Origin of the sequence: Roseisalinus antarcticus, from assembly GCF_900172355.1 — a bacterium.
GTDB lineage: Bacteria > Pseudomonadota > Alphaproteobacteria > Rhodobacterales > Rhodobacteraceae > Oceanicola > Oceanicola antarcticus_A.
This window is the reverse complement of the sequence record NZ_FWFZ01000001.1, coordinates 1-19,284: the sequence shown is the minus strand read 5'-3', so window position 1 is coordinate 19,284 and position 19,284 is coordinate 1. Positions and strand designations below refer to the sequence as shown.

Sequence of the window (19,284 nt, the reverse complement as noted above, 5' to 3'; positions counted from 1 at the left end):
TTGGACAGATTTATCCACCGCGAATCCTAGTGATATGCAGATGGAAAGAAAAGCGGTCGGTTGCCGGGGCCACTTGCCGGGCGCCCCGCCGCGGCGCTAACGTCGGGGCACCGGGTCATCCGGCCCGGTTCGGACGCCGCGGTTCAGTCGACCGAGTTCATTCAACCCTGTTCATTCAACCCTGTTCATTCGAAAAAGGACCCGCTCCATGATCCGCTCTGCCCTGATCGTTCTCGCCTCGGTTCTGCTGCCGCTGTCCGGCCAAGCGCAGGTGCGCGACAGCGTCTTTGCCGATTATGCCTCTTACGAGACCTTCGTGAACACCCATGTCATGGCGCGGGATTTCATGCCCCTGGTCCAGGATCTCGGCGGCCGCGACGAATACACCGAGGCCGACCTCGCCGGCATCACCCGCAGCCTGCGCATGGCCTTCCCCCGCGACTTCGAGAACGCGGCCCTCTTCAAGCTCGTCCCCCTCGAGAACGGTTTTTTCCAGGAAGCCCGCGCCTATTGGACCGGAGAGCAATACGGCTGGTATTACGCGATGCTGCACGACACCGGCGCCGAGCTCGTGGTCATCAACTTCACGCTCAACACCGACGTGGCGGTGATCCTGGCCAAGTTCTAGGCGGCTCGGCGCACCAGGTCAGGCCCCGGGCCGCACGCCATGGGCGCCGCGCTCCCGGTAGGGGGTGGTGTCGTAGTGCGACCGGTAGCATTTCGAGAAATGCGAGGGCGAGGTGAAGCCCGAGGCCAGCGCCACGTTGATCACGCTCATGTCGGTCTGCATCAGCAGGTTGCGCGCCTTCTGCAGCCGCAGCTCCATGTAATAGCGTTTCGGCGAGCGGTTCAGATAGCGCCGGAACAGCCGCTCCAGCTGCCGCGTGGACATGCCCACGTCGCTGGCGAGGATGGCGGGGCTGATCGGCTCCTCGATATTGGCCTCCATCATCTGGATGACCTGGCTCAGCTTCGGGTGGCGGACGCCGATGCGGGTGGGGATCGACAGGCGCTGGGTGTCCTGGTCGGTGCGGATCGAGGAATAGATCAGCTGGTCGGCCACAGCACTGGCCAGCTGTTCGCCATGGTCGTCGGCGATCACCTTGAGCATCAGGTCGATCGAGGCGGTGCCTCCCGCCGTCGTGATCCGGTTGCCGTCCACGACAAAGACCGACTTGGTCAGCGTCACCTCCTCGAATTCCTCGGCGAAGCTGTCCTGGTTCTCCCAGTGGATTGTCGCCTTCCTGCCGTCCAGCAGCCCCGCCTTGGCCAGCGCATAGCCCGCGGTGCACAGCCCGCCCATCGCCGCCCCCCGGCGCGCCTCTCGGCGCAGCCAGCCGACCAGGCGCTTGGTGGTGGCGGCCTGGACGTCGAGCCCGCCGCAGACCAGGATCGTATCCTCGCGGTTCATCTCCGCCAGATCCATGTCGAGGCCGAGGGTGATGCCCGCCGAACAGGTCGCCGTCTCGCCGCCCTCACCCGCCAGCGCCCAGGTATAGAGCCTGCGCCCCGACATCCGGTTGGCGATGCGCAGCGCCTCGACGGCGCAAGAAAAGCACAGAAGCGTAAACTGGTCGAGGAGCACGAACACGAAGCGGTGCGGCTTCGCGGGCGGGTCCTTGATCTCGACGGTCTGGGGTTCGATTTCCATGGGGCGACCCACTGGTGCTGCATTGACGCGCGACCTGAACAGGTTTGCCCGGTGGGATCAAGCCGGAGCCTCTGCGGCAAAGGTGCCGATTTGCCGTTGGCGGGGCGGCCTCCAGCGGCTATACGACCCCGGCATTGCAAACCCCGCGGGCGCCGCGGACCTGATACCCGAGCCGGAGACGACAGATGAGAGAATGGCAGAAAACCGACTGGCGCAACAAGCCGCGGGTGCAGATGCCGGATTATCCCGATGCGGCCGCCCTTTCGGGCGTCGAAGCCCATCTGTCGAAGTATCCGCCGCTGGTCTTCGCGGGCGAGGCACGCCGGCTGAAGGCCGCGCTTGGCAAGGCGTCGCGGGGCGAGGCCTTCCTGCTGCAGGGCGGCGATTGCGCCGAAAGCTTCAAGGATTTCTCGGCCGACGCGATCCGCGACACCTTCAAAGTGATGCTGCAGATGGCGATGGTTCTGACCTATGGCGCCAAGGTGCCGGTGGTGAAGGTCGGCCGCATGGCCGGCCAGTTCGCCAAGCCGCGCTCGGCCCCGACCGAGGTCGCGGGCGGGCAGGAGCTGCCCAGCTACCGCGGCGACATCATCAACGAGCTTGAGTTCACCCCCGAGGCGCGGATCCCCGACCCCGAGAAGATGATGCAGGCCTACACCCAGGCCGCGGCGACGCTGAACCTGCTGCGCGCCTTCTCCACGGGCGGTTTCGCCGATGTCCACCGGGTCCACCAGTGGACGCTGGGCTTCACCGACCGCGAGGAATCCGAGCAATACCGCGCCATGGCGGACCGGATCTCGGACACGCTGGACTTCATGAACGCCGCCGGCCTCAACGGCGAGACCAATCACGAGCTGGCCACCGTCGAGTTCTACACCAGCCACGAGGCGCTGCTGCTGGAATACGAAGAGGCGCTGACCCGGGTGGATTCGACCTCCGGCAAATGGCTCGCGGGCTCCGGCCACATGATCTGGATCGGCGACCGGACGCGGCAGCCCGACGGCGCCCATGTGGAGTTCTGCGCCGGCGTGCAGAACCCGATCGGCCTGAAATGCGGGCCCTCGATGACCAGCGGCCACCTCAAGGCGCTGATGGCGAGGCTGAACCCCGCGAACGAGGCCGGACGGCTGACGCTGATCACCCGCTTCGGCGCGGGATCGGTGGGCGAGCACCTGCCGCGGCTGGTGAAGGCCGTCGAGGAAGAAGGCGCCAACGTGGTCTGGACCTGCGATCCGATGCACGGCAACACGATCAAGTCGGCCACCGGCTACAAGACCCGGCCGTTCGACAGCGTGCTGCGCGAGGTGCGCGAGTTCTTCGCAATCCACAAGGCCGAGGGCACCGTCCCCGGCGGCGTGCATTTCGAGATGACCGGCTCGGACGTGACCGAATGCACCGGCGGCGTGCGCGCGGTCACCGAAGAGGACCTGTCGGCGCGCTACCACACCGCCTGCGATCCGCGGCTCAACGCGTCGCAATCGCTGGAGCTGGCCTTCCTCGTGGCCGAGGAGCTCTCGGCCCGCCGCACGGTCCTGGCCCCCGCCAAGACCGGCTGACCCTAGCCCCCGCCAAGACCGGCTGACGCCGCGGCGATCGCGACACCGACGGGCGGCGTGAGAGATCACGCCGCCCGTTCGCGACTTTGCGTGCCCTCGGGGGCGGTCGGTTTCGCTGTTCGGGCGGGGTGCGGGGCAGGGCGGACCGCTGTCCCGGCCCCAAGGGCCAGACCAAGGAAATCGCGCCCCGATCCGACGGGCGGCGCGGGCCTTCGACCTGCGGCGCAATGCCAATCATTTCCGTCGAATTTTCGACAAGGCGCAGGCGGGCCATCGTGTCGATCGCCGCGCGTGTTGTGTCCGACCGGATCGGACCAGCGCGTTCGTTCGCCCTCGCGCACCGCCCTCAGCCGTTGTCCACGACCAGGCGCAGATAGGGCCGCCGCCGCTCGACGGCGGGCGCTCTTGCGGGCCGTTCGGGGCGCACGCGCGGGGCGCCAGAGAGCGCTGGGGCCGGGCGCGGGGCCTCGGCCCCCTCGCGTCCCGTCTCTTCGATCTGGGCCAGCAGGGTCTCGCGCAGGTCGGCGCTGGAGGGCGAGCGCACCCGCTCGGCCCGGATCACGCCGGGGGCGATGTCGAAGCGACGCGGTGCGCTGCCGATCGTCCCGTCGACCATCAGCGCACCGAGGCAGGCCGAGACCATGCCGTCGTCGCCGATCAGCGGCAGCAGAAGCAGCCGGCCGGACAGGCGGGGACGTCCGAGGCCGCGGCGCGAGGCCACCGGGATCTCGACAATGGTCGGCCCGTCGAACACGGCCCGAAGCTGCTCGGACAGGACCTTGCGCGCCTCGACCCCGAAGAAGGCGGTCAGCGGCATGCCCCGCGGATCCATCCCCAGCACCTTGGTCAGCTGCTGGCCCGCGACCCGCAGCCGGCCCACGTTGGGGGCGACCCGCTGCATCAGGAAGGCATGGGGCAGGGAGTCTTCCAGCCGGGCGGGATCGACGTCGCGCCGCTGGGGCAGCCGGTGGCCACCGCGCAGCTCGTTCCAGTAGCGCTCCATCTGCCTCAGCGCCGGAATATGGGCTGGGCGGTCCTCACCGGGGATCAGGGTGGTTTGGTCGGTCATGGTGTCGCTCTCCTCGCTCACGTCGGGCCCCCGCCCCATTCACGGACCGGCCTGTCAACCGGCCACTTCCGTCGTTCATCTTTTATTAATATAGCGCCTTTTTCCTGCCATAATACCACTCAAAATGTTAACGGGTTAACGCCTTGCCACGGGCGGTCATCTGGCCTTAGGTGCCCGCGGAACGACGGGAGGGAGCGGCGTTTGACCCGATCCATGACAGCTTTTGCCAGCCGCAGCGGCAGCGTCGGCACGACCGCCTGGGCCTGGGAGGTTCGCGGCGTGAACGCCCGCGGCCTCGATCTGCGGCTGCGGCTGCCCGACGGTGTGCCGGGGCTGGAGGCGCTGGTGCGGCCTCGGCTCACAGCGCGGCTTGGGCGCGGCAGTATCACCCTCTCCCTGAGGCTCGACCGCCAGCAGGGCGGGCCGGAGCTGGTGCTCGACCCGGTGCAGCTGGACCGTGTGCTCGATACGCTGGCGCGGATCGAGGCGCGGGCGCTGGAAAGCGGGCTGACCCTGGCGCAGCCAAACGCCGCCGATGTCATGTCGGTGCGCGGGGTGGTGGCGACGGCTGTCGACGACGCCGTGGACAAAGGTCTGACCGATGCGCTGATGGCGGATCTCGAGGCGCTGATCGACGCCTTTGACGCCATGCGGCGGGGCGAGGGTGCGGCGCTGCAGGGGCTGATCTCGGGCCAGCTCGACACCATCGTGGCGCTGCTGGACGAGGCCGACACCGTGGTCGAGGCCCGGCGAGACGAGACCCGGGCGTCGATGGCCACCGCGCTGCGCCGGGTGTTCGAAGACGTGCCCGAGGCCGACGAGCCGCGCCTGATGCAGGAGCTGGCGCTGATCGCGGTCAAGCAGGACGTCACCGAAGAGATCGACCGCCTGCGCACCCATGTGGATGCCGCCCGCGCCCTGCTGGCCGAGGACGCGCCCGCGGGCCGCCGCCTCGACTTTCTGGCGCAGGAGTTCAATCGCGAATCCAACACCCTGTGTTCCAAGGCGCAGAACAAGGCGCTGACCGGGGTCGGGCTGGCGCTGAAGGCGGCCATCGAGCAGATGCGCGAACAGATTCAGAACGTGGAGTAGGCCATGGCGCGGCGCGGATTGCTGATTATCCTTTCCTCGCCCTCGGGCGCGGGCAAATCGACCATGACGCGGCGGCTGCGCGATTGGGATCCCTCGATCCGCTTCAGTGTCTCGGCCACCACCCGCGCGCCGCGCGAGGGCGAGGTGGACGGCGTCGATTACCACTTTCGCAGCGAGGCCGAATTCAAGCAGCTGGTGATGGACGGCGAGATGCTGGAGCATGCCCATGTCTTCGGCAATTTCTACGGCTCGCCGCGCGGCCCGGTCGAACAGGCGATCGAGAGCGGCTGCGACGTGCTGTTCGATGTCGACTGGCAGGGGGCCCAGCAGATCAAGAACTCCGTCCTGGGCAAGCATGTGCTGGCGGTCTTCTTCCTGCCGCCCTCGATCCCTGAGCTTCAGCGCCGGCTGGTCAGCCGGGGCCAGGACAGCGCCGAGGTGATCGCCAAGCGGATGCAGAAAAGCTGGGACGAGATCAGCCATTGGGACGGTTACGACTACGTGCTCATCAACGACGACCTGAACGACACCGAGGCGCGGCTGAAGACGATCCTGACCGCCGAGCGCCTGCGCCGCCCGCAGCAACCCGACCTGGTGGACCATGTCCGCAAGCTGCAAATGGAATTCGAGGAGAGCCTATGACCCTGTATGCCCTTGACGCCCACCGCCCCGAAATGGACCCCAGCGCCTGGGTCGCCCCCGGCGCCCACGTGATCGGCAAGGTGGTGCTGGAGGCCGATACCGGCATCTGGTTCGGCTCCACCCTGCGCGGCGACAACGAGCCGATCGTGGTCGGCCGGGGCAGCAACGTGCAGGAGAACTGCGTGCTGCACACCGACATGGGCTTTCCGCTGACCATCGGCGCGGGCTGCACCATCGGCCACAAGGCGATGCTGCACGGCTGCACGATCGCAGAGAACTCGTTGATCGGCATGGGCGCCACGGTGCTGAACGGTGCCCGGATCGGGCGGAACTGCCTGATCGGCGCGGGCGCACTGGTGACCGAGGGCAAGGAGATCCCCGACGGCAGCCTGGTGTTGGGGGTGCCGGGCAAGGTGGTCCGCGCACTCGACGACGAGGCGATCGAGGGGCTGCGCCAGTCGGCGCTCGGCTATCAACAGAACGCCCGGCGCTTTCGGCTCGGGCTGGAGGCATTGGCATGAACGACAGCAACACCGTCCGACGCACCCCGTGGCCCGAGACCGGCTCGCGGCCCCTGGTCACGCCGCTGCAGCCGTCGGTGGTCTATGTCTCGGACGACCCCGATGCGCTGGACGCACAATATGCCGACGGGTCGGGCTATACCTATGCCCGCGAAGGGCATCCCAATGCCGAGGTTCTGGCCCGCAAGATCGACGCGCTCGAAGGCGCCGAGGGCGGGTTCGTCACGGGCTCGGGCATGTCGGCGGTGGCCGCGATGTTCCTCGGTCTGCTGAAGGCGGGCGACCATGTGATCGGCGCCGACCAGCTTTACGGCCGCAGCCTGCGGATGATGCGGCAGGACCTGCCGCGGTTCGGGATCGAGACCACCCTCGCCGATGCCACCGACGCCGAGGCGATCCGTGCCGCGATCCGGCCCGAGACCCGGCTGATCCTGGTGGAGGTGATCTCCAACCCCACGATCCGGGTGGCGGACATGGAGGGGATCCTCGCGGTGGCGCGCGAGGCGGGCGTGCTGCTGGCGGTGGACAACACCTTCACCACGCCCCGGCTCTACCAGCCGCTGCTGCGCGGGGCGGACATCGTGCTGCACTCGGTGACCAAGCTGCTGGCGGGGCATTCGGACGCCACGCTGGGGTATGTCGCAGCGGCCGACCCGGCGCTGACCGCGCGGATGATGGAGGCCAACGTGACCTTCGGCCTGACGGCGAGCCCGTTCGACTGCTGGCTGGCCGAGCGCGGGCTGCAAAGCTTCGGTCTGCGGCTGGACCGGGCCGAGGCCAATGCCGCCGCCCTGGCCCAGGCGCTGTCGGCGGTGCCCGGCGTGGCGCGCGTCATCTACCCGACCCTGAGCGGCCATCCCGACCACAACCGCGCGGCGACGGTGCTGGGCGGGCGGGGCGGCAACATGCTGAGCTTCGAGATCGAGGGCGGGCGGGCCGCGGCCAACGCACTTGTCCGCGCGGCGCCGGACATCGCCTTTGCGCCCACGCTCGGCGATGTGGGCACGACGCTGTCGCATCCCGCCTCGTCCTCGCACCGGCTGGTGGACGCCGAGGCCCGCGCGGCCGTCGGGATCTCGGAAGGCTTCTTCCGGGTCTCGGTCGGGGTGGAGCCGGCCGACATGCTGGTTGCCGAATTCACCGCCGCCGTCGACGCCGCGCGGACGGCGAGCTAGCCTTGCAGCAGGGTGCGCGTCTCGAGGATGTCGAAGTCGATGTCCGGCGCGGCCAGCGATATTTCGCGCCGCACGATCGCGACATTCGGCAGATTCTCCGCGATCGCGCGGTAGAGGCCGCTGAACGCGAGAGTCTGCAGGCGCAATGCGAGGTCGAGCGCGTCGAAGCCATCGCCAAAGAGCGGCGACAGGACGATCTGCGGCGCACACCGCGTCAAGAGGGGCGGGTCGAGCTCGTCGAAGCCGCAGAAATGAAAGCCCTCGAGAGCTGGCAGATCGGGTTGCCGGCTCAACCAACGCTGACTGTTCCCCACGACAAGATAGATCTGTCCCGTCACCGGTGTGTCGCCTGCGAGCCGTTTCATGACAATGGATCACCTCAGCAAGTGAAGCCTTCACCTGTCGCCATGGCACCACGAGTTTCGGCGCGATGTCAGACGCCAACCTCCTTTATGTTAGGGTGTTGCACGGAAGGCACCGCGAAGATGTCAATCAAACACATCCGCGTGAGGATGTGCCCGTGACCGGAAGCCTGCCGGATGTCGGTGCGCTGATCGCGGCGATCCCCGGCCCCAGCCTCTATATCGGGCCGAACGAGCGGGTGCTGGCGCTGAACGACGGGGCGCGCGATCTGCTCGGGCACTACGGGCTGGGGCAGCACTACATCACCGCCCTGCGGCAGCCCGATGTGCTGGACGTTGTCGAGCAGACCTTCCAGGACGGCAAGCCCCGCGTGACCCGGTACCTGGGCACCATCGGCCGGCGCGACGCGACCTGGCAGGTCACCGCCGCGCCCGCGATGCTGAGCTCCGGGCGGGGCATCCTTCTGAGCTTCGAGGATGTCACCGCGGTCGAGGAGGCCGGGCAGATGCGGCGCGATTTCGTCGCCAACGTCAGCCACGAGCTGCGCACGCCGCTGACCGCGCTGCTGGGCTTCGTCGAGACGCTGAAGGGGGCGGCGAAGGACGATCCGGTGGCGCGGGACCGTTTCCTGACGATCATGGAGCGCGAGGCCGGCCGGATGTCGCGCCTGGTCGAGGACCTGCTGTCGCTCAGCCGGGTGGAGGAGGGCGAGCGGGTCCGGCCGACCGATCCGCTGGCCCTGTCGGACCTGGTGGCGGATGTGGCGGAGTTTTATCGCCCCCTCGCGCAGGCGGCCGGGCTGGAGTTGCGGGTGAAGCTGCCCGAAGCGCCGGTGACGATCCCCGGGGATGCGTGCCAGGTCCGGCAGATCCTGAACAACCTGCTGGAGAACGCCATCAAGTACGGCCGCGGCGGCGGGCGCGTGGATGTCAGCCTGACCGGGCCCCTGGCCGAGGGGGCGCTGCGCAGCGACGGGGTGCGCCTGGTGGTGCGCGATCATGGCGAGGGCATCGCCTCGCATCATATCGCGCGGCTGACGGAACGGTTCTACCGGGTGGATGCGCACCGCTCGCGCGAGGTCGGCGGCACCGGCCTGGGCCTGGCCATCGTCAAGCACATCGTCAACCGTCACCGTGGCCGCCTGCGAATCGAAAGTGCGCCGGGGCAGGGAAGCCGCTTCACGGTGATCCTTCCGGCGCGGTGACGGCCGCTTCGGTCTGCATTGACCCGTCCGGGAAAGATTAACGCAAGGTCAAGCGGCGGAATCGCGGGGTGTCATCTAACTTTTACATTCCTGTCACAAAAGCGCAGCGCGGGGCCCCTAGCGGTCGCGGCGAGGGTGCGGCCGGGGGGTCGCGACCCCCGAGAAAACTGACAGGAGCAATCAATGTCTTTTGCGAAACTGACCGCCTCGACCCTGGCGATCGCCGCCGTCTCTGCGACCGCTGCCGTGGCCCAGACCCGCAACAACGTGCAGGTCGCCGGCTCGTCGACCGTGCTGCCCTATGCCTCGATCGTGGCCGAAGTCTTTGGCGAGAACACCGACTTCCCGACCCCGGTCGTTGAATCCGGCGGCTCCTCCGCCGGCCTGGCGCGGTTCTGCGAAGGCGTGGGCCCGAACACGATCGACATCGCCAATGCCTCGCGCGGGATCCGCGCCGGCGAGATCGAGACCTGCGCCGAGAACGGCGTGACCGACATCATCGAAGTGCGCATCGGCTATGACGGAATCGTCTTCGCCAGCCAGATCGACGGGCCGGAATTCACCGCGTTCGAGCCCTCCGACTGGTTCACCGCCCTGGCCGCCGAGCTTCCCGTGGACGGCGCGATGGTCGCCAACCCGAACATGACCTGGGACGAGGTCAACGCCGACCTGCCCGGCGCCGAGATCCTGGCCTTCATCCCCGGCACCAAGCACGGCACCCGCGAGGTCTTCGAAGAGCAGGTCCTGCTGCAGGGCTGCGAAGACACCGGTGCGATGGGCGCGATGATGGACATGGGCATGGACGAGGATGCCGCCGAAGGCGCCTGCATGGCGGTCCGCACCGACGGCCTGTCGGTCGACATCGACGGCGACTACACCGAGACCCTCGCCCGCATCGACGCCAACACCAATGGCGTCGGCGTCTTCGGCCTCGCGTTCTACGAGAACAACACCGACAAGCTGAAGGTCTCGACCATGGGCGGCGTCGCCCCCTCGACAGAGACCATCGCAAGCGGCGAATACCCGGTCTCGCGGCCGCTCTATTTCTACATCAAGGCGGCGCACATCGGCGTCATTCCCGGCCTGAAGGACTATGCCCAGTTCTTCATGGCGGACGAGATCGCCGGCCCGAACGGTCCGCTGGCGAACTACGGCCTCGTCGCGGACCCCGAGATCGCCGAGACCCAGGCGATGATCGCCGACGAAGTGACCATGGGCGCCGATATGTGATCGGCCCCGGGGGGGGGGGAGCGGCCTGAAGGTCGCGCCCCCCCCCAACCCTCTTGATTTCTTTTCCCGTTTCATGATTTCAGCCGGACGCGCAACGCAACCCGCCCCGCAGGAGCCCTGATGTCCGCCCTCTGGATCCTTCTCATCGTGCTCGCCATCGCCGTGATCGGCTATGTGCTCGGGCGCGGCCGCGCCATGGCCTCGGCCGGTGGCGATATCCGCAACCTGCACTCGCTGCCGTCCTATTACGGCTTCAACGCGGCGCTGACCGGGCTGGTCCCGGCGTTGCTGCTGATGGTGCTCTGGACCCTGGGCCAGCCGCTGGTGATCGAACGCTCGGTCGCGGGCGGGCTCGACCTCGCGGCGGAGGCCACAGCCGCCGACCGCAGCCTGTTGATGGCCGACGTGCGCCGGGTGGCCGACGGGCTCGACGCGGCCGTGGGGCAGGGCGTGCTGGGCGGCGACGCCTCCCGCGCCCTGGAGAACGGCGACGAGATCCGCGAGCTTTTGGGCGGCATCGGCGTGGCGCTCGGCTCGGACGTGACCGAAGACACCCTGCGCGCGGCCCAACGCTATCGCACGATGTCCCACACCGGGTCGCTGGCGATGACGATCCTGGTCATCGCCGCCTCGCTCGGCGGCACCGCACTGGCCTACCGCATGACCACCCGGGATTTCCGCGCCCGCAACACGGTGGAGCGCGGGGTGCTGGTGCTGCTGATCGCGGCGGCCTGCCTGGCCATCCTGACGACGTTGGGGATCGTGCTGTCGCTGATCTTCAACACGGTGGAGTTCTTCCGGCTCTATCCCGCGACCGACTTCTTTTTCGGCACGACCTGGAGCCCGTCCTTCGGCGGCGGCTCGTCGCTGGGCATCCTGTCGCTGCTCTGGGGCACGTTCTACATCTCGCTGATCGCGCTCATGGTGGCAGTGCCGATCGGCCTGCTGGCCGCGATCTATCTGTCGGAATACGCCAGCCCGCTGGTGCGCTCGGTGGCCAAGCCGTTGCTGGAGGTGCTCGCAGGGATCCCGACCATCGTCTACGGCCTCTTCGCGCTGCTGACGGTCGGCCCGCTGCTGGTCGACATCTTCGGCCAGGACGGCGTGCTGGGCGTGGACTGGATGGGCGGCGGCACGGCGGTGATGACCGCGGGGCTGGTGATGGGGATCATGCTGATCCCGTTCGTGTCGTCGCTCTCGGACGACATCATCAACGCGGTGCCGCAATCCATGCGCGACGGCAGCCTCGGCCTCGGCGCCACCCATTCCGAGACGGTCAAGCAGGTGATCCTGCCCGCGGCCCTGCCGGGCATCGTGGGCGCGATCCTGCTGGCGGCGTCCCGCGCCATCGGCGAGACCATGATCGTGGTGCTGGGGGCGGGGGCCGCGGCCCGGCTGTCGCTCAACCCGTTCGAGGCGATGACCACGGTCACCGCGAAGATCGTCAGCCAATTGACTGGCGACGCTGACTTTTCCTCGCCCGAGGCGCTTGTCGCCTTCGCGCTGGGGATGACGCTCTTCGTCATCACCCTCGCGCTCAATGTCTTCGCACTCTGGATCGTGCGCCGCTACCGGGAGCAATACGAATGACCGACGCGTCCGCCGCCTCCGCCGCCGCGCCGCCCGCGGTGCGCAAATCCTCCCTGCACCAGCTCGACGCGCGCACCAAGAAGCGCAACGCCTCCGAGGCCCGCTTCAAGGCCTATGGGCTGGGTGCCGTGCTGATCGGTGTCGCCTTCCTGGTCGCCCTGCTCTACGCGATCATCTCGAACGGGACGCCGGCCTTCACCCAGACGTTCGTGACGGTCGAGGTCCCGCTGGAGCCCGAGGCCGTCGAGGCCGCCGAGGCCTCCTTCGTCAAGACCTCCGCCTACCGCGAGATCATCTACACCGCGCTCGCGGAGCGGCTGGCCGAGGCCGGGATAGAAACCGACATGGGCCCCGAGGAGCTGGGGCAGATCCTGTCCTCCTCCGAGGCCGGGCAGATGCGTGAATTCGTGCTGGCCAATCCGGACAGGGTCGGCGGCACGGTCGAGTTCCGCTTTTTCGCATCCTCGCGGGTCGACGGCTATTCCAAGGGCCGGGTGACGCGCGAAAGCCTTGCCCGCGACAACAACCTCTCGGCCGCGCATCTGGACCTGGTGGACCGGATGGAGGCGGCCGGGATCGTGGAGAGGTCATTCAACTGGGATTTCATATTCGGGGCCGATGCCTCGGATTCCCGGCCCGAACAGGCCGGGATCGGGGTGGCGATGCTGGGCTCGTTGTTCATGATGTTCGTTGTGTTGTTCCTGGCCTTGCCCATAGGTGTCGCCGCCTCGATTTATCTTGAGGAATTCGCCCCCAGGAACCGCTGGACCGACCTGATCGAGGTCAATATCTCGAACCTCGCGGCGGTGCCGTCGATCGTCTTCGGCATCCTCGGCCTCGCGGCGTTCATCCAGTTCGGCGGATTGCCGCAATCGGCGCCGCTGGTGGGCGGGCTGGTGCTGACGCTGATGACACTGCCGACGATCATCATCTCGACACGCGCCTCGCTGCAATCGGTGCCGCCGTCGATCCGGGCCGCCGCGCTCGGGGTCGGCGCCTCCAAGATGCAATCGGTGTTCCACCACGTCCTGCCGCTGGCCATGCCGGGGATCCTGACCGGGACGATCATCGGCCTGGCGCAGGCACTGGGCGAGACCGCGCCGCTGCTACTGATCGGCATGGTGGGCTATATCGCCACGAACTACCCGGACGGCGTCGCCTCCGGCTTTCTCGACCCGAACTCGGCCATGCCGGCACAGATCTACGAATGGGCCAAGCGCGCCGACCCTGCGTTCTACGAACGCGCCTGGGGCGGGATCATCATTCTGCTGCTGTTCCTGATGACCATGAACATCGTCGCAATTCTGCTGCGCCGCCGCTTTGAACGCCGTTGGTAACGTGAGAGGGTATGAAAATGGACGACCTGAGACTGACGGAGAGAAGCGTGGACCAGAAAGAGATCAAGATCAGCGCGAGCAACGTGCAGGTCTACTACGGGGAGACCCACGCGATCCGGGATGTGAGCGTCGAAATCGAGGACAAGACAGTCACCGCCTTCATCGGCCCTTCGGGCTGCGGCAAATCGACATTTCTGCGCTGTATCAACAGGATGAACGACACCATTGATACGGCCAGGGTGAGCGGCGATATTCTGATCGACGGCGAGGACATCTATGACAAGCGTGTCGATCCGGTCCAGCTGCGCGCCAAGGTCGGCATGGTCTTTCAGAAGCCGAACCCGTTTCCGAAGTCTATCTATGACAACGTGGCCTACGGCCCGCGGATCCACGGGCTGGCCAGGAACAAGGCCGATCTGGACGACATCGTCGAGCGCGCCCTGCGGCGCGGGGCGATCTGGAACGAGGTCAAGGACCGGCTGACCGCCCCCGGCACCGGCCTGTCAGGCGGCCAGCAACAGCGTCTGTGCATCGCCCGGGCCGTGGCGACCGAGCCCGAGGTCCTGCTGATGGACGAGCCCTGTTCCGCGCTGGACCCGATCGCCACCGGCCAGGTCGAAGAGCTGATCGACGAGCTGCGCGAAAGCTATTCGGTCGTGATCGTCACCCATTCCATGCAACAAGCCGCCCGGGTCAGCCAGAAGACCGCGTTCTTTCACCTTGGAAACATGGTGGAATTCGGCGAGACCGGCAAGATTTTCACAAACCCCGAAGACAGCCGCACCGAAAGCTATATCTCGGGACGTATTGGATAAATGCCATGATTTCCGACGAACAACATATCGTCTCGGCCTATGACCGAGAGCTTGAATCGATCCAGGCGCTGGTGATGAAGATGGGCGGCCTGGTCGAGGCCGCGATCCTCGACGGTGCCCGTGCGCTCGAAACCCGGGACCTGGAGCTTGCCGACAAGGTGCGCCGCGGCGACCGGACAATCGACGAGCTCGAAGAGCGGATCAACGAGGAATGCGCCCGCACCATCGCGCTGCGCGCTCCTGTCTCGGCCGACCTGCGGGTACTGCTGACGGTGTTCCGCCTGTCGGGCAGCCTGGAGCGGGTTGGGGACTACGCCAAGAACATGGCCAAGCGCACGTCGGTGCTGGCCGAGATGCGCCCGATCCAGGGGGCCGATGCCGCGACGCGCCGGATGGCACGCGAGGTGCAGCTGATGCTGAAGGATACGCTGGACGCCTATATCCGCCGCGACGCGCAGCTGGCCGAGGACGTGCGCCAGCGCGACCATGACATCGACCAGATGTACAATGCGCTGTTCCGCGAGTTCCTGACCTTCATGATGGAGGACCCGCGTAACATCACCGCCTGCATGCACCTTCTTTTCATCGCCAAGAACGTCGAGCGCATGGGCGACCTGGTGACCAACATGGCCGAGCAAGTGATCTATCTCGTGACCGGAACCATGCCCGAGGATACCCGCCCCAAGGGCGACGAGACGTCCTTCATGGGCGCAGAGGACGAGGACGACTGACATCATGAACGCCTCGCAACCCCATGTTCTGATTGTCGAAGATGAAGTCGCGCAGCGTGAGGTCCTGGGCTACAACCTCGAGGCCGAAGGCTTTCGCACCAGCCGGGCCGAGGATGGCGAGCAGGCGCTGATCCTGGTCGAGGAGGACATGCCCGACGTGATCGTGCTGGACTGGATGTTGCCCAACCTCTCGGGCATCGAGGTGTGCCGCCAGCTCAAGACCCGCGCGACGACGCGCGACATCGCCATCATCATGCTCTCGGCGCGGTCCGAGGAGGTCGACAAGGTCCGCGGCCTCGAGACCGGCGCCGATGATTACGTGGTCAAGCCGTATTCCATCAGCGAGCTGATGGCGCGGGTCCGGACCCAGCTGCGCCGGGTGCGTCCGGCGACGGTGGGCCAGGTCCTGAACTTCGACGACATTGTCCTGGACGCCGAAACCCACCGGGTGCGGCGCGGCGAACAGGCGCTGAAACTCGGCCCGACCGAGTTTCGGCTGCTGTCGACCTTCATGGAAAAGCCCGGGCGGGTCTGGTCGCGCGAGCAATTGCTCGACCGGGTCTGGGGGCGCGATATCTATGTCGACACCCGCACCGTGGACGTCCATATCGGGCGCCTGCGCAAGGTTCTGACCCAGAACGGCGGCGCCGATCCGGTGCGCACCGTGCGCGGCGCGGGCTACGCCCTGGGCTAAAATTGGGCGCAAGGGGCCGGGCAGGGGTCAAAGCGCCACGGGCCCGCGATGAAGGGCCGAGGGGGCTTGGCTTCCTGAGGGCAAGACTTCAGCATCGCGCCAGCCTTTGCAGGAGAATCCATGCCGTCGAGTCGTACCAGCCCGTCCTTTCCCGATTCCGAGTATTGGGACAGGATAGAGAAAACCCGCGCCGCGATGGAAGCCGAAGGGCTCGACGCGATCCTGATCACCGATCCGTCGAACATGTCCTGGATCTCGGGCTATGACGGCTGGACCTTCTATGTCCACCAGGCGGTGCTCTTGTCGATGGAGGGCGAGCCGGTCTGGTGGGGCCGGGGCATCGATGCCGCCGGTGCCATGCGGACGGTGTTCATGGAAGAGGACAACATCTTCGGCTATGCCGACGATTACGTTCAGAACCCTGACAAGCATCCGATGGAAGACCTGGCCAAGCTGGTCGACGCTTACGGCCACGGGACGCAGCGCGTCGGCATCGAGATGGACAATTATTACTTTTCGGCAAGTGCTTACAAGACGCTCTTGAAGTGCCTTCCAAAGGCGGATTTCCAGGATTGCACCGGCCTCGTCAACTGGCAACGGACGATCAAGTCGGAGTTCGAGCTGATCTACATGCGCCGGGCCGCCGATATCGTCACCGCGATGCACGAGAAGATCCGCAACTTCGCGGAACCCGGCATGCCAAAGCACAAGCTGGTGGCCGAGATCTATCACACCGGCATTTCCGGCGTCGGCGGGCACTGGGGCGATTATCCGGCGATCGTGCCCATGGCGCCGTCGGGCCTCGACGCCACGGCGCCGCATCTGACCTGGGACGACACGCCGCTGCGGACGGGCGAGGCGACGTTCTTCGAGATCGCGGGCGCGCACCGGCGCTATCATTGCCCGCAATCGCGCACGTTGTTCCTGGGCAAGCCGCCGCAGAAATACCTGGATGCCGAGATGGCCGTCGATGACGCCACCGAGGCCGCGCTGGAGCAGGCGCGGCCGGGCAACCGCTGCGAGGACATCGCCAACGCCTTCAACGCGGCGCTGGCGCGGCACGGGTTCATCAAGGACAACCGCTGCGGCTATGCGATCGGGCTCAGCTATCCGCCGGACTGGGGCGAACGGACGATGTCGTTCCGCGCCGGCGACCGGACCGAGCTGCTGCCGGGGATGACGTTCCACTTCATGCCGGCGCTCTGGCTCGACGATGGCGGGATCGAGACCACAGAGCCGATCCTGATCACCGAGAACGGTCATGACAGGCTGTGCGACACGCCGGGGGGGCTGGTCGTCAAGGCCTGATCCAGTCGTATCTTTCCAGGCCGGAGAGTCCGGGAGGCGGCGTCATGGGGCCGGGCGCTAAGGCTCATAATCAGTATTATGTAAATAAAAGATGTGAGAAACATCCGCGGTTTCAGCCCGAACCGCCCTCAGATGCCGGCAATCTCGCGCAAACGCTCTGAATCCGTGAGGCTGAGCCTGCGGCCCTTGCTCGCCAGGATCCCCTCGCGCGACCACAGCCGGATCTGGCGGTTGACGTTTTCCCGGGCCAGCCCCGCGAAATCGCCGATCTCTGCCTGCGAGACGAACTCTCGCATGACCAGGGTGCCATCCGCGTCCGGCGTGCCCCATTTGTCGAAGAGCCGCACAAGGACCAGCGCCAACCGCTGCGCACCGTCGGTCAGCGCCTGCTGCGCGTGGATCTCGGAGGCGTCGCGCAGCTTGCGGCACAATTCGCGGATCAGGCCGATCGCCAGCGTCGGGTTGCGCTCCAGATAGCCCATGACCTGTCCGCGCGTCAGAAGCCGGCCCGTCACCGGCCCCGCGGCGACCGCGTCGGCACTGCGCGGACCGCCGTCGAGCACGGCGAGATCGCCCAGCACCTCGCCCGGCCCCATCTGGGTCAGGATCGAGCGGCGACCTTCATGTGACGTGACGCTGACCTCCACGCGGCCGGTCTCGATCAGGACCATCGTGTCGCCGTCTTCGCCCGCGGTCAGAATCGTCTGCCCCCGGTCGAAACTGACCGACCGCGCCAACTCCAACAGGTCCGCCCGGTTTTCTTCGGGCAGGCTGTCGAGCAGGACGCCGCGCTGCGCCGGCCCGTCCGATTCCGGACTATTTTCCAAGATCTGTGACTCCAATCACATGCTGATCCGAATGCCTGAGGCATGATAAACGAGTATCCCCCGGATGCGAGTGGTCTTCAGAGGATCGGCTCGCGTGTCCCGTGGTCCGGGGGATGCGACCCAACTCCTGCAAGGCGATGATTGCCGTAGGGTTCCCAGCCCGGTCAACCTGTCATATTGGTGCAAGATGGGTCCCTTGCGAAAGACTGCAGACATGAGCATGCTCAGCGACTACCTGGATGCTCTGACCAATGCGGCCACGGTCGAAAGCCTCTGGCGGCAGCACACGGACCGGATGGCCGAATATGGGTTCGACCGGCTGATCTACGGCTTCACCCGCTACCGGTTCGGCGAGTCCCTCGGGGATCCGCAGGATTGGGTCGTTCTGACCAACCAGTCCCCGGAATATATGGAGCGGTTCATCGACGAAGGCCTCTATCACCATGCGCCGATGCTGCATTGGGCGTTGGAGAACGACGGCGCCTGTTCCTGGCGCTGGATCGCGCAGCCCGGGAACCTGACCGCCGAGGAGCAGCGCGTGGTGGCGGTCAACATCTCCATGGGCGTGGTCGCCGGCTACACGATCAGTTTCCGGTCGGTCTCCGAACGCTCCAAGGGCGCCATCGCGCTGACCGCGCGGCCGGGGCTGACCCAGGCCGATGTCGAGGAGATCTGGGAGAAGCACGGCTCCGAGATCGTGGTGATGAACAACGTGGCGCATCTGAAGCTGCTGTCCCTGCCCTATTCCGGCGCCCGCACGCTGACCAAGCGGCAGCGAGAGGTGTTGCAATGGGTCGGCGACGGCAAGACGACCCAGGACGTGGCGCTGCTTTTGGGGGTGTCGCCGGCCACGGTCGAGAAACATCTGCGGCTGGCGCGCGAGGCGCTGGACGTGGAGACGACGGCGCAGGCGATCCTCAAGGCCGCCTTCTACAACCAGATGTTCGTCTTCGAGGCGTGAAACGCTAGAAACTGTCGCGTGACGCCGCGTCCAACGACAGAACGTTTCGTCCTTGCGGTCAGGTTTCCCATACTTTCGTCGACGCTACGTCAATGCGAGAGTGATCGTGTTCCGTGAGTGGTGGCCTTAGGCCAGGGAACATTGACCCGAAACCCCTTGTTATTGCAGGGCTCTTCTGGTCGAACCGGGAAACCGGACGCTGGTCCCGTCGGGGAATTTTGCCTCGACGGGCCGGCACAAACTTGGGCGTCGTCGGCATCCCAATCCCCGACGATGTCCGCTGTCCCCAAGGCGGCACCGCGAGTCTCCCACCGCGGTGCCGTTTCGGCCGTTCGGGGGGGGGGGGGGGGCTTCTCGGGGCGGGGGGCTTGCGGACGCACACCCGGTGGGTGGGCGGGTGAGCGTGACGGAGTGGGAGGACAACCCCTGGTTCCTGGGTGTTTGGGGCGCCCTGGTCTGCCCCCGCCGTGCCGCTGTCGCCTGGTATATCCCCCGACACACCGCCCCCCGTGTCTCTT

The 19,284-nt window shown here is 66.8% G+C and carries 19 protein-coding genes; 15 read left to right on the top strand and 4 right to left on the bottom strand.

Annotated features, from left to right (window positions below):
* Nucleotides 1-208 precede the first annotated feature (208 nt).
* Nucleotides 209-628: a hypothetical protein gene (locus ROA7023_RS00095; protein WP_085876962.1), complete on the top strand. Its 420-nt coding sequence runs from the start codon at nt 209-211 to the stop codon at nt 626-628.
* An 18-nt stretch (nt 629-646) separates the two neighbouring features.
* On the opposite strand, the gene ROA7023_RS00090 is transcribed toward ROA7023_RS00095, so the two are convergent.
* Entirely contained in the window at nt 647-1,651 is a 1,005-nt protein-coding gene (locus ROA7023_RS00090; protein ID WP_085876961.1) for a GlxA family transcriptional regulator, read from the bottom strand.
* 185 nt (nt 1,652-1,836) lie between these two features.
* On the opposite strand from ROA7023_RS00090, the gene ROA7023_RS00085 reads away from it, so the two are divergent.
* Nucleotides 1,837-3,207: a class II 3-deoxy-7-phosphoheptulonate synthase gene (locus ROA7023_RS00085; RefSeq protein WP_085876960.1), complete on the top strand. Its 1,371-nt coding sequence runs from the start codon at nt 1,837-1,839 to the stop codon at nt 3,205-3,207.
* Between the two features lie 346 nt (nt 3,208-3,553).
* On the opposite strand, the gene ROA7023_RS00080 is transcribed toward ROA7023_RS00085, so the two are convergent.
* Nucleotides 3,554-4,276, bottom strand: coding sequence for a PAS domain-containing protein (locus tag ROA7023_RS00080; RefSeq protein WP_159458411.1), 723 nt, complete (start codon nt 4,274-4,276; stop codon nt 3,554-3,556).
* A gap of 213 nt (nt 4,277-4,489) precedes the next feature.
* On the opposite strand from ROA7023_RS00080, the gene ROA7023_RS00075 reads away from it, so the two are divergent.
* Genes ROA7023_RS00075 through ROA7023_RS00060 form a run of 4 tightly spaced genes read left to right on the top strand, consistent with a single transcriptional unit; the run spans nt 4,490 to nt 7,706 of the window.
* A complete protein-coding gene (locus ROA7023_RS00075; protein ID WP_085876958.1) occupies nt 4,490-5,368 on the top strand; it encodes a YicC/YloC family endoribonuclease in 879 nt (292 codons plus the stop codon).
* A 3-nt stretch (nt 5,369-5,371) separates the two neighbouring features.
* Nucleotides 5,372-6,010 carry a guanylate kinase gene (gene gmk / locus ROA7023_RS00070; RefSeq protein WP_085876957.1) on the top strand — a complete coding sequence of 213 codons (639 nt, stop codon included), beginning with the start codon at nt 5,372-5,374 and terminating at the stop codon, nt 6,008-6,010.
* Complete coding sequence (locus tag ROA7023_RS00065) at nt 6,007-6,531, top strand: gamma carbonic anhydrase family protein (RefSeq protein WP_085876956.1); 525 nt, start codon at nt 6,007-6,009, stop codon at nt 6,529-6,531. The genes gmk and ROA7023_RS00065 overlap by 4 nt, the downstream gene beginning before the upstream one ends.
* Nucleotides 6,528-7,706 carry a trans-sulfuration enzyme family protein gene (locus ROA7023_RS00060; RefSeq protein WP_085876955.1) on the top strand — a complete coding sequence of 393 codons (1,179 nt, stop codon included), beginning with the start codon at nt 6,528-6,530 and terminating at the stop codon, nt 7,704-7,706. The genes ROA7023_RS00065 and ROA7023_RS00060 overlap by 4 nt, the downstream gene beginning before the upstream one ends.
* Here the strand turns inward: ROA7023_RS00060 and ROA7023_RS00055 are convergent.
* Nucleotides 7,703-8,044, bottom strand: coding sequence for a hypothetical protein (locus ROA7023_RS00055; protein ID WP_159458410.1), 342 nt, complete (start codon nt 8,042-8,044; stop codon nt 7,703-7,705). The genes ROA7023_RS00060 and ROA7023_RS00055 overlap by 4 nt on opposite strands.
* A gap of 182 nt (nt 8,045-8,226) precedes the next feature.
* Between ROA7023_RS00055 and ROA7023_RS00050 the strand changes: the two genes are divergently transcribed.
* From ROA7023_RS00050 to ROA7023_RS00015, 8 genes are all read left to right on the top strand, one after another.
* A complete protein-coding gene (locus ROA7023_RS00050) occupies nt 8,227-9,273 on the top strand; it encodes a sensor histidine kinase (protein ID WP_234991965.1) in 1,047 nt (348 codons plus the stop codon).
* 183 nt (nt 9,274-9,456) lie between these two features.
* Nucleotides 9,457-10,503, top strand: a complete 1,047-nt coding sequence (locus ROA7023_RS00045) for a substrate-binding domain-containing protein (protein WP_085876952.1) — start codon at nt 9,457-9,459, stop codon at nt 10,501-10,503.
* Between the two features lie 120 nt (nt 10,504-10,623).
* Entirely contained in the window at nt 10,624-12,093 is a 1,470-nt protein-coding gene (pstC, locus tag ROA7023_RS00040) for a phosphate ABC transporter permease subunit PstC (RefSeq protein ID WP_085876951.1), read from the top strand.
* The gene (gene pstA / locus ROA7023_RS00035) at nt 12,090-13,430 is read left to right on the top strand and encodes a phosphate ABC transporter permease PstA (protein WP_085876950.1); all 1,341 of its coding nucleotides are present in this window, start codon (nt 12,090-12,092) and stop codon (nt 13,428-13,430) included. Before pstC ends, pstA begins: the two co-directional genes overlap by 4 nt.
* Before the next feature lie 17 nt (nt 13,431-13,447).
* Nucleotides 13,448-14,245: a phosphate ABC transporter ATP-binding protein PstB gene (pstB, locus tag ROA7023_RS00030; protein ID WP_085876949.1), complete on the top strand. Its 798-nt coding sequence runs from the start codon at nt 13,448-13,450 to the stop codon at nt 14,243-14,245.
* Between the two features lie 5 nt (nt 14,246-14,250).
* On the top strand, nt 14,251-14,976 hold the full coding sequence (gene phoU, locus ROA7023_RS00025) for a phosphate signaling complex protein PhoU (RefSeq protein WP_085876948.1): 726 nt from the start codon (nt 14,251-14,253) through the stop codon (nt 14,974-14,976).
* A 4-nt stretch (nt 14,977-14,980) separates the two neighbouring features.
* Nucleotides 14,981-15,670: a phosphate regulon transcriptional regulator PhoB gene (gene phoB / locus ROA7023_RS00020; RefSeq protein ID WP_085876947.1), complete on the top strand. Its 690-nt coding sequence runs from the start codon at nt 14,981-14,983 to the stop codon at nt 15,668-15,670.
* Between the two features lie 120 nt (nt 15,671-15,790).
* Entirely contained in the window at nt 15,791-16,978 is a 1,188-nt protein-coding gene (locus tag ROA7023_RS00015; RefSeq protein ID WP_085876946.1) for a M24 family metallopeptidase, read from the top strand.
* A 128-nt stretch (nt 16,979-17,106) separates the two neighbouring features.
* On the opposite strand, the gene ROA7023_RS00010 is transcribed toward ROA7023_RS00015, so the two are convergent.
* Nucleotides 17,107-17,805 carry a Crp/Fnr family transcriptional regulator gene (locus ROA7023_RS00010; protein WP_234991964.1) on the bottom strand — a complete coding sequence of 233 codons (699 nt, stop codon included), beginning with the start codon at nt 17,803-17,805 and terminating at the stop codon, nt 17,107-17,109.
* 214 nt (nt 17,806-18,019) lie between these two features.
* Between ROA7023_RS00010 and ROA7023_RS00005 the strand changes: the two genes are divergently transcribed.
* Entirely contained in the window at nt 18,020-18,766 is a 747-nt protein-coding gene (locus ROA7023_RS00005) for an autoinducer binding domain-containing protein (RefSeq protein WP_085876945.1), read from the top strand.
* Nucleotides 18,767-19,284 lie beyond the last annotated feature (518 nt).

Bases quoted from the DNA above. Each gene is read 5' to 3' on its own strand.
- ROA7023_RS00095 (WP_085876962.1), top strand. From the start codon at position 209: ATGATCCGCTCTGCCCTGATCGTTCTCGCCTCGGTTCTGCTGCCGCTG.
- ROA7023_RS00090 (WP_085876961.1), bottom strand. From the start codon at position 1,651: ATGGAAATCGAACCCCAGACCGTCGAGATCAAGGACCCGCCCGCGAAG.
- ROA7023_RS00085 (WP_085876960.1), top strand. From the start codon at position 1,837: ATGAGAGAATGGCAGAAAACCGACTGGCGCAACAAGCCGCGGGTGCAG.
- ROA7023_RS00080 (WP_159458411.1), bottom strand. From the start codon at position 4,276: ATGACCGACCAAACCACCCTGATCCCCGGTGAGGACCGCCCAGCCCAT.
- ROA7023_RS00075 (WP_085876958.1), top strand. From the start codon at position 4,490: ATGACAGCTTTTGCCAGCCGCAGCGGCAGCGTCGGCACGACCGCCTGG.
- gmk (WP_085876957.1), top strand. From the start codon at position 5,372: ATGGCGCGGCGCGGATTGCTGATTATCCTTTCCTCGCCCTCGGGCGCG.
- ROA7023_RS00065 (WP_085876956.1), top strand. From the start codon at position 6,007: ATGACCCTGTATGCCCTTGACGCCCACCGCCCCGAAATGGACCCCAGC.
- ROA7023_RS00060 (WP_085876955.1), top strand. From the start codon at position 6,528: ATGAACGACAGCAACACCGTCCGACGCACCCCGTGGCCCGAGACCGGC.
- ROA7023_RS00045 (WP_085876952.1), top strand. From the start codon at position 9,457: ATGTCTTTTGCGAAACTGACCGCCTCGACCCTGGCGATCGCCGCCGTC.
- pstC (WP_085876951.1), top strand. From the start codon at position 10,624: ATGTCCGCCCTCTGGATCCTTCTCATCGTGCTCGCCATCGCCGTGATC.
- pstA (WP_085876950.1), top strand. From the start codon at position 12,090: ATGACCGACGCGTCCGCCGCCTCCGCCGCCGCGCCGCCCGCGGTGCGC.
- pstB (WP_085876949.1), top strand. From the start codon at position 13,448: ATGGACGACCTGAGACTGACGGAGAGAAGCGTGGACCAGAAAGAGATC.
- phoU (WP_085876948.1), top strand. From the start codon at position 14,251: ATGATTTCCGACGAACAACATATCGTCTCGGCCTATGACCGAGAGCTT.
- phoB (WP_085876947.1), top strand. From the start codon at position 14,981: ATGAACGCCTCGCAACCCCATGTTCTGATTGTCGAAGATGAAGTCGCG.
- ROA7023_RS00015 (WP_085876946.1), top strand. From the start codon at position 15,791: ATGCCGTCGAGTCGTACCAGCCCGTCCTTTCCCGATTCCGAGTATTGG.
- ROA7023_RS00005 (WP_085876945.1), top strand. From the start codon at position 18,020: ATGAGCATGCTCAGCGACTACCTGGATGCTCTGACCAATGCGGCCACG.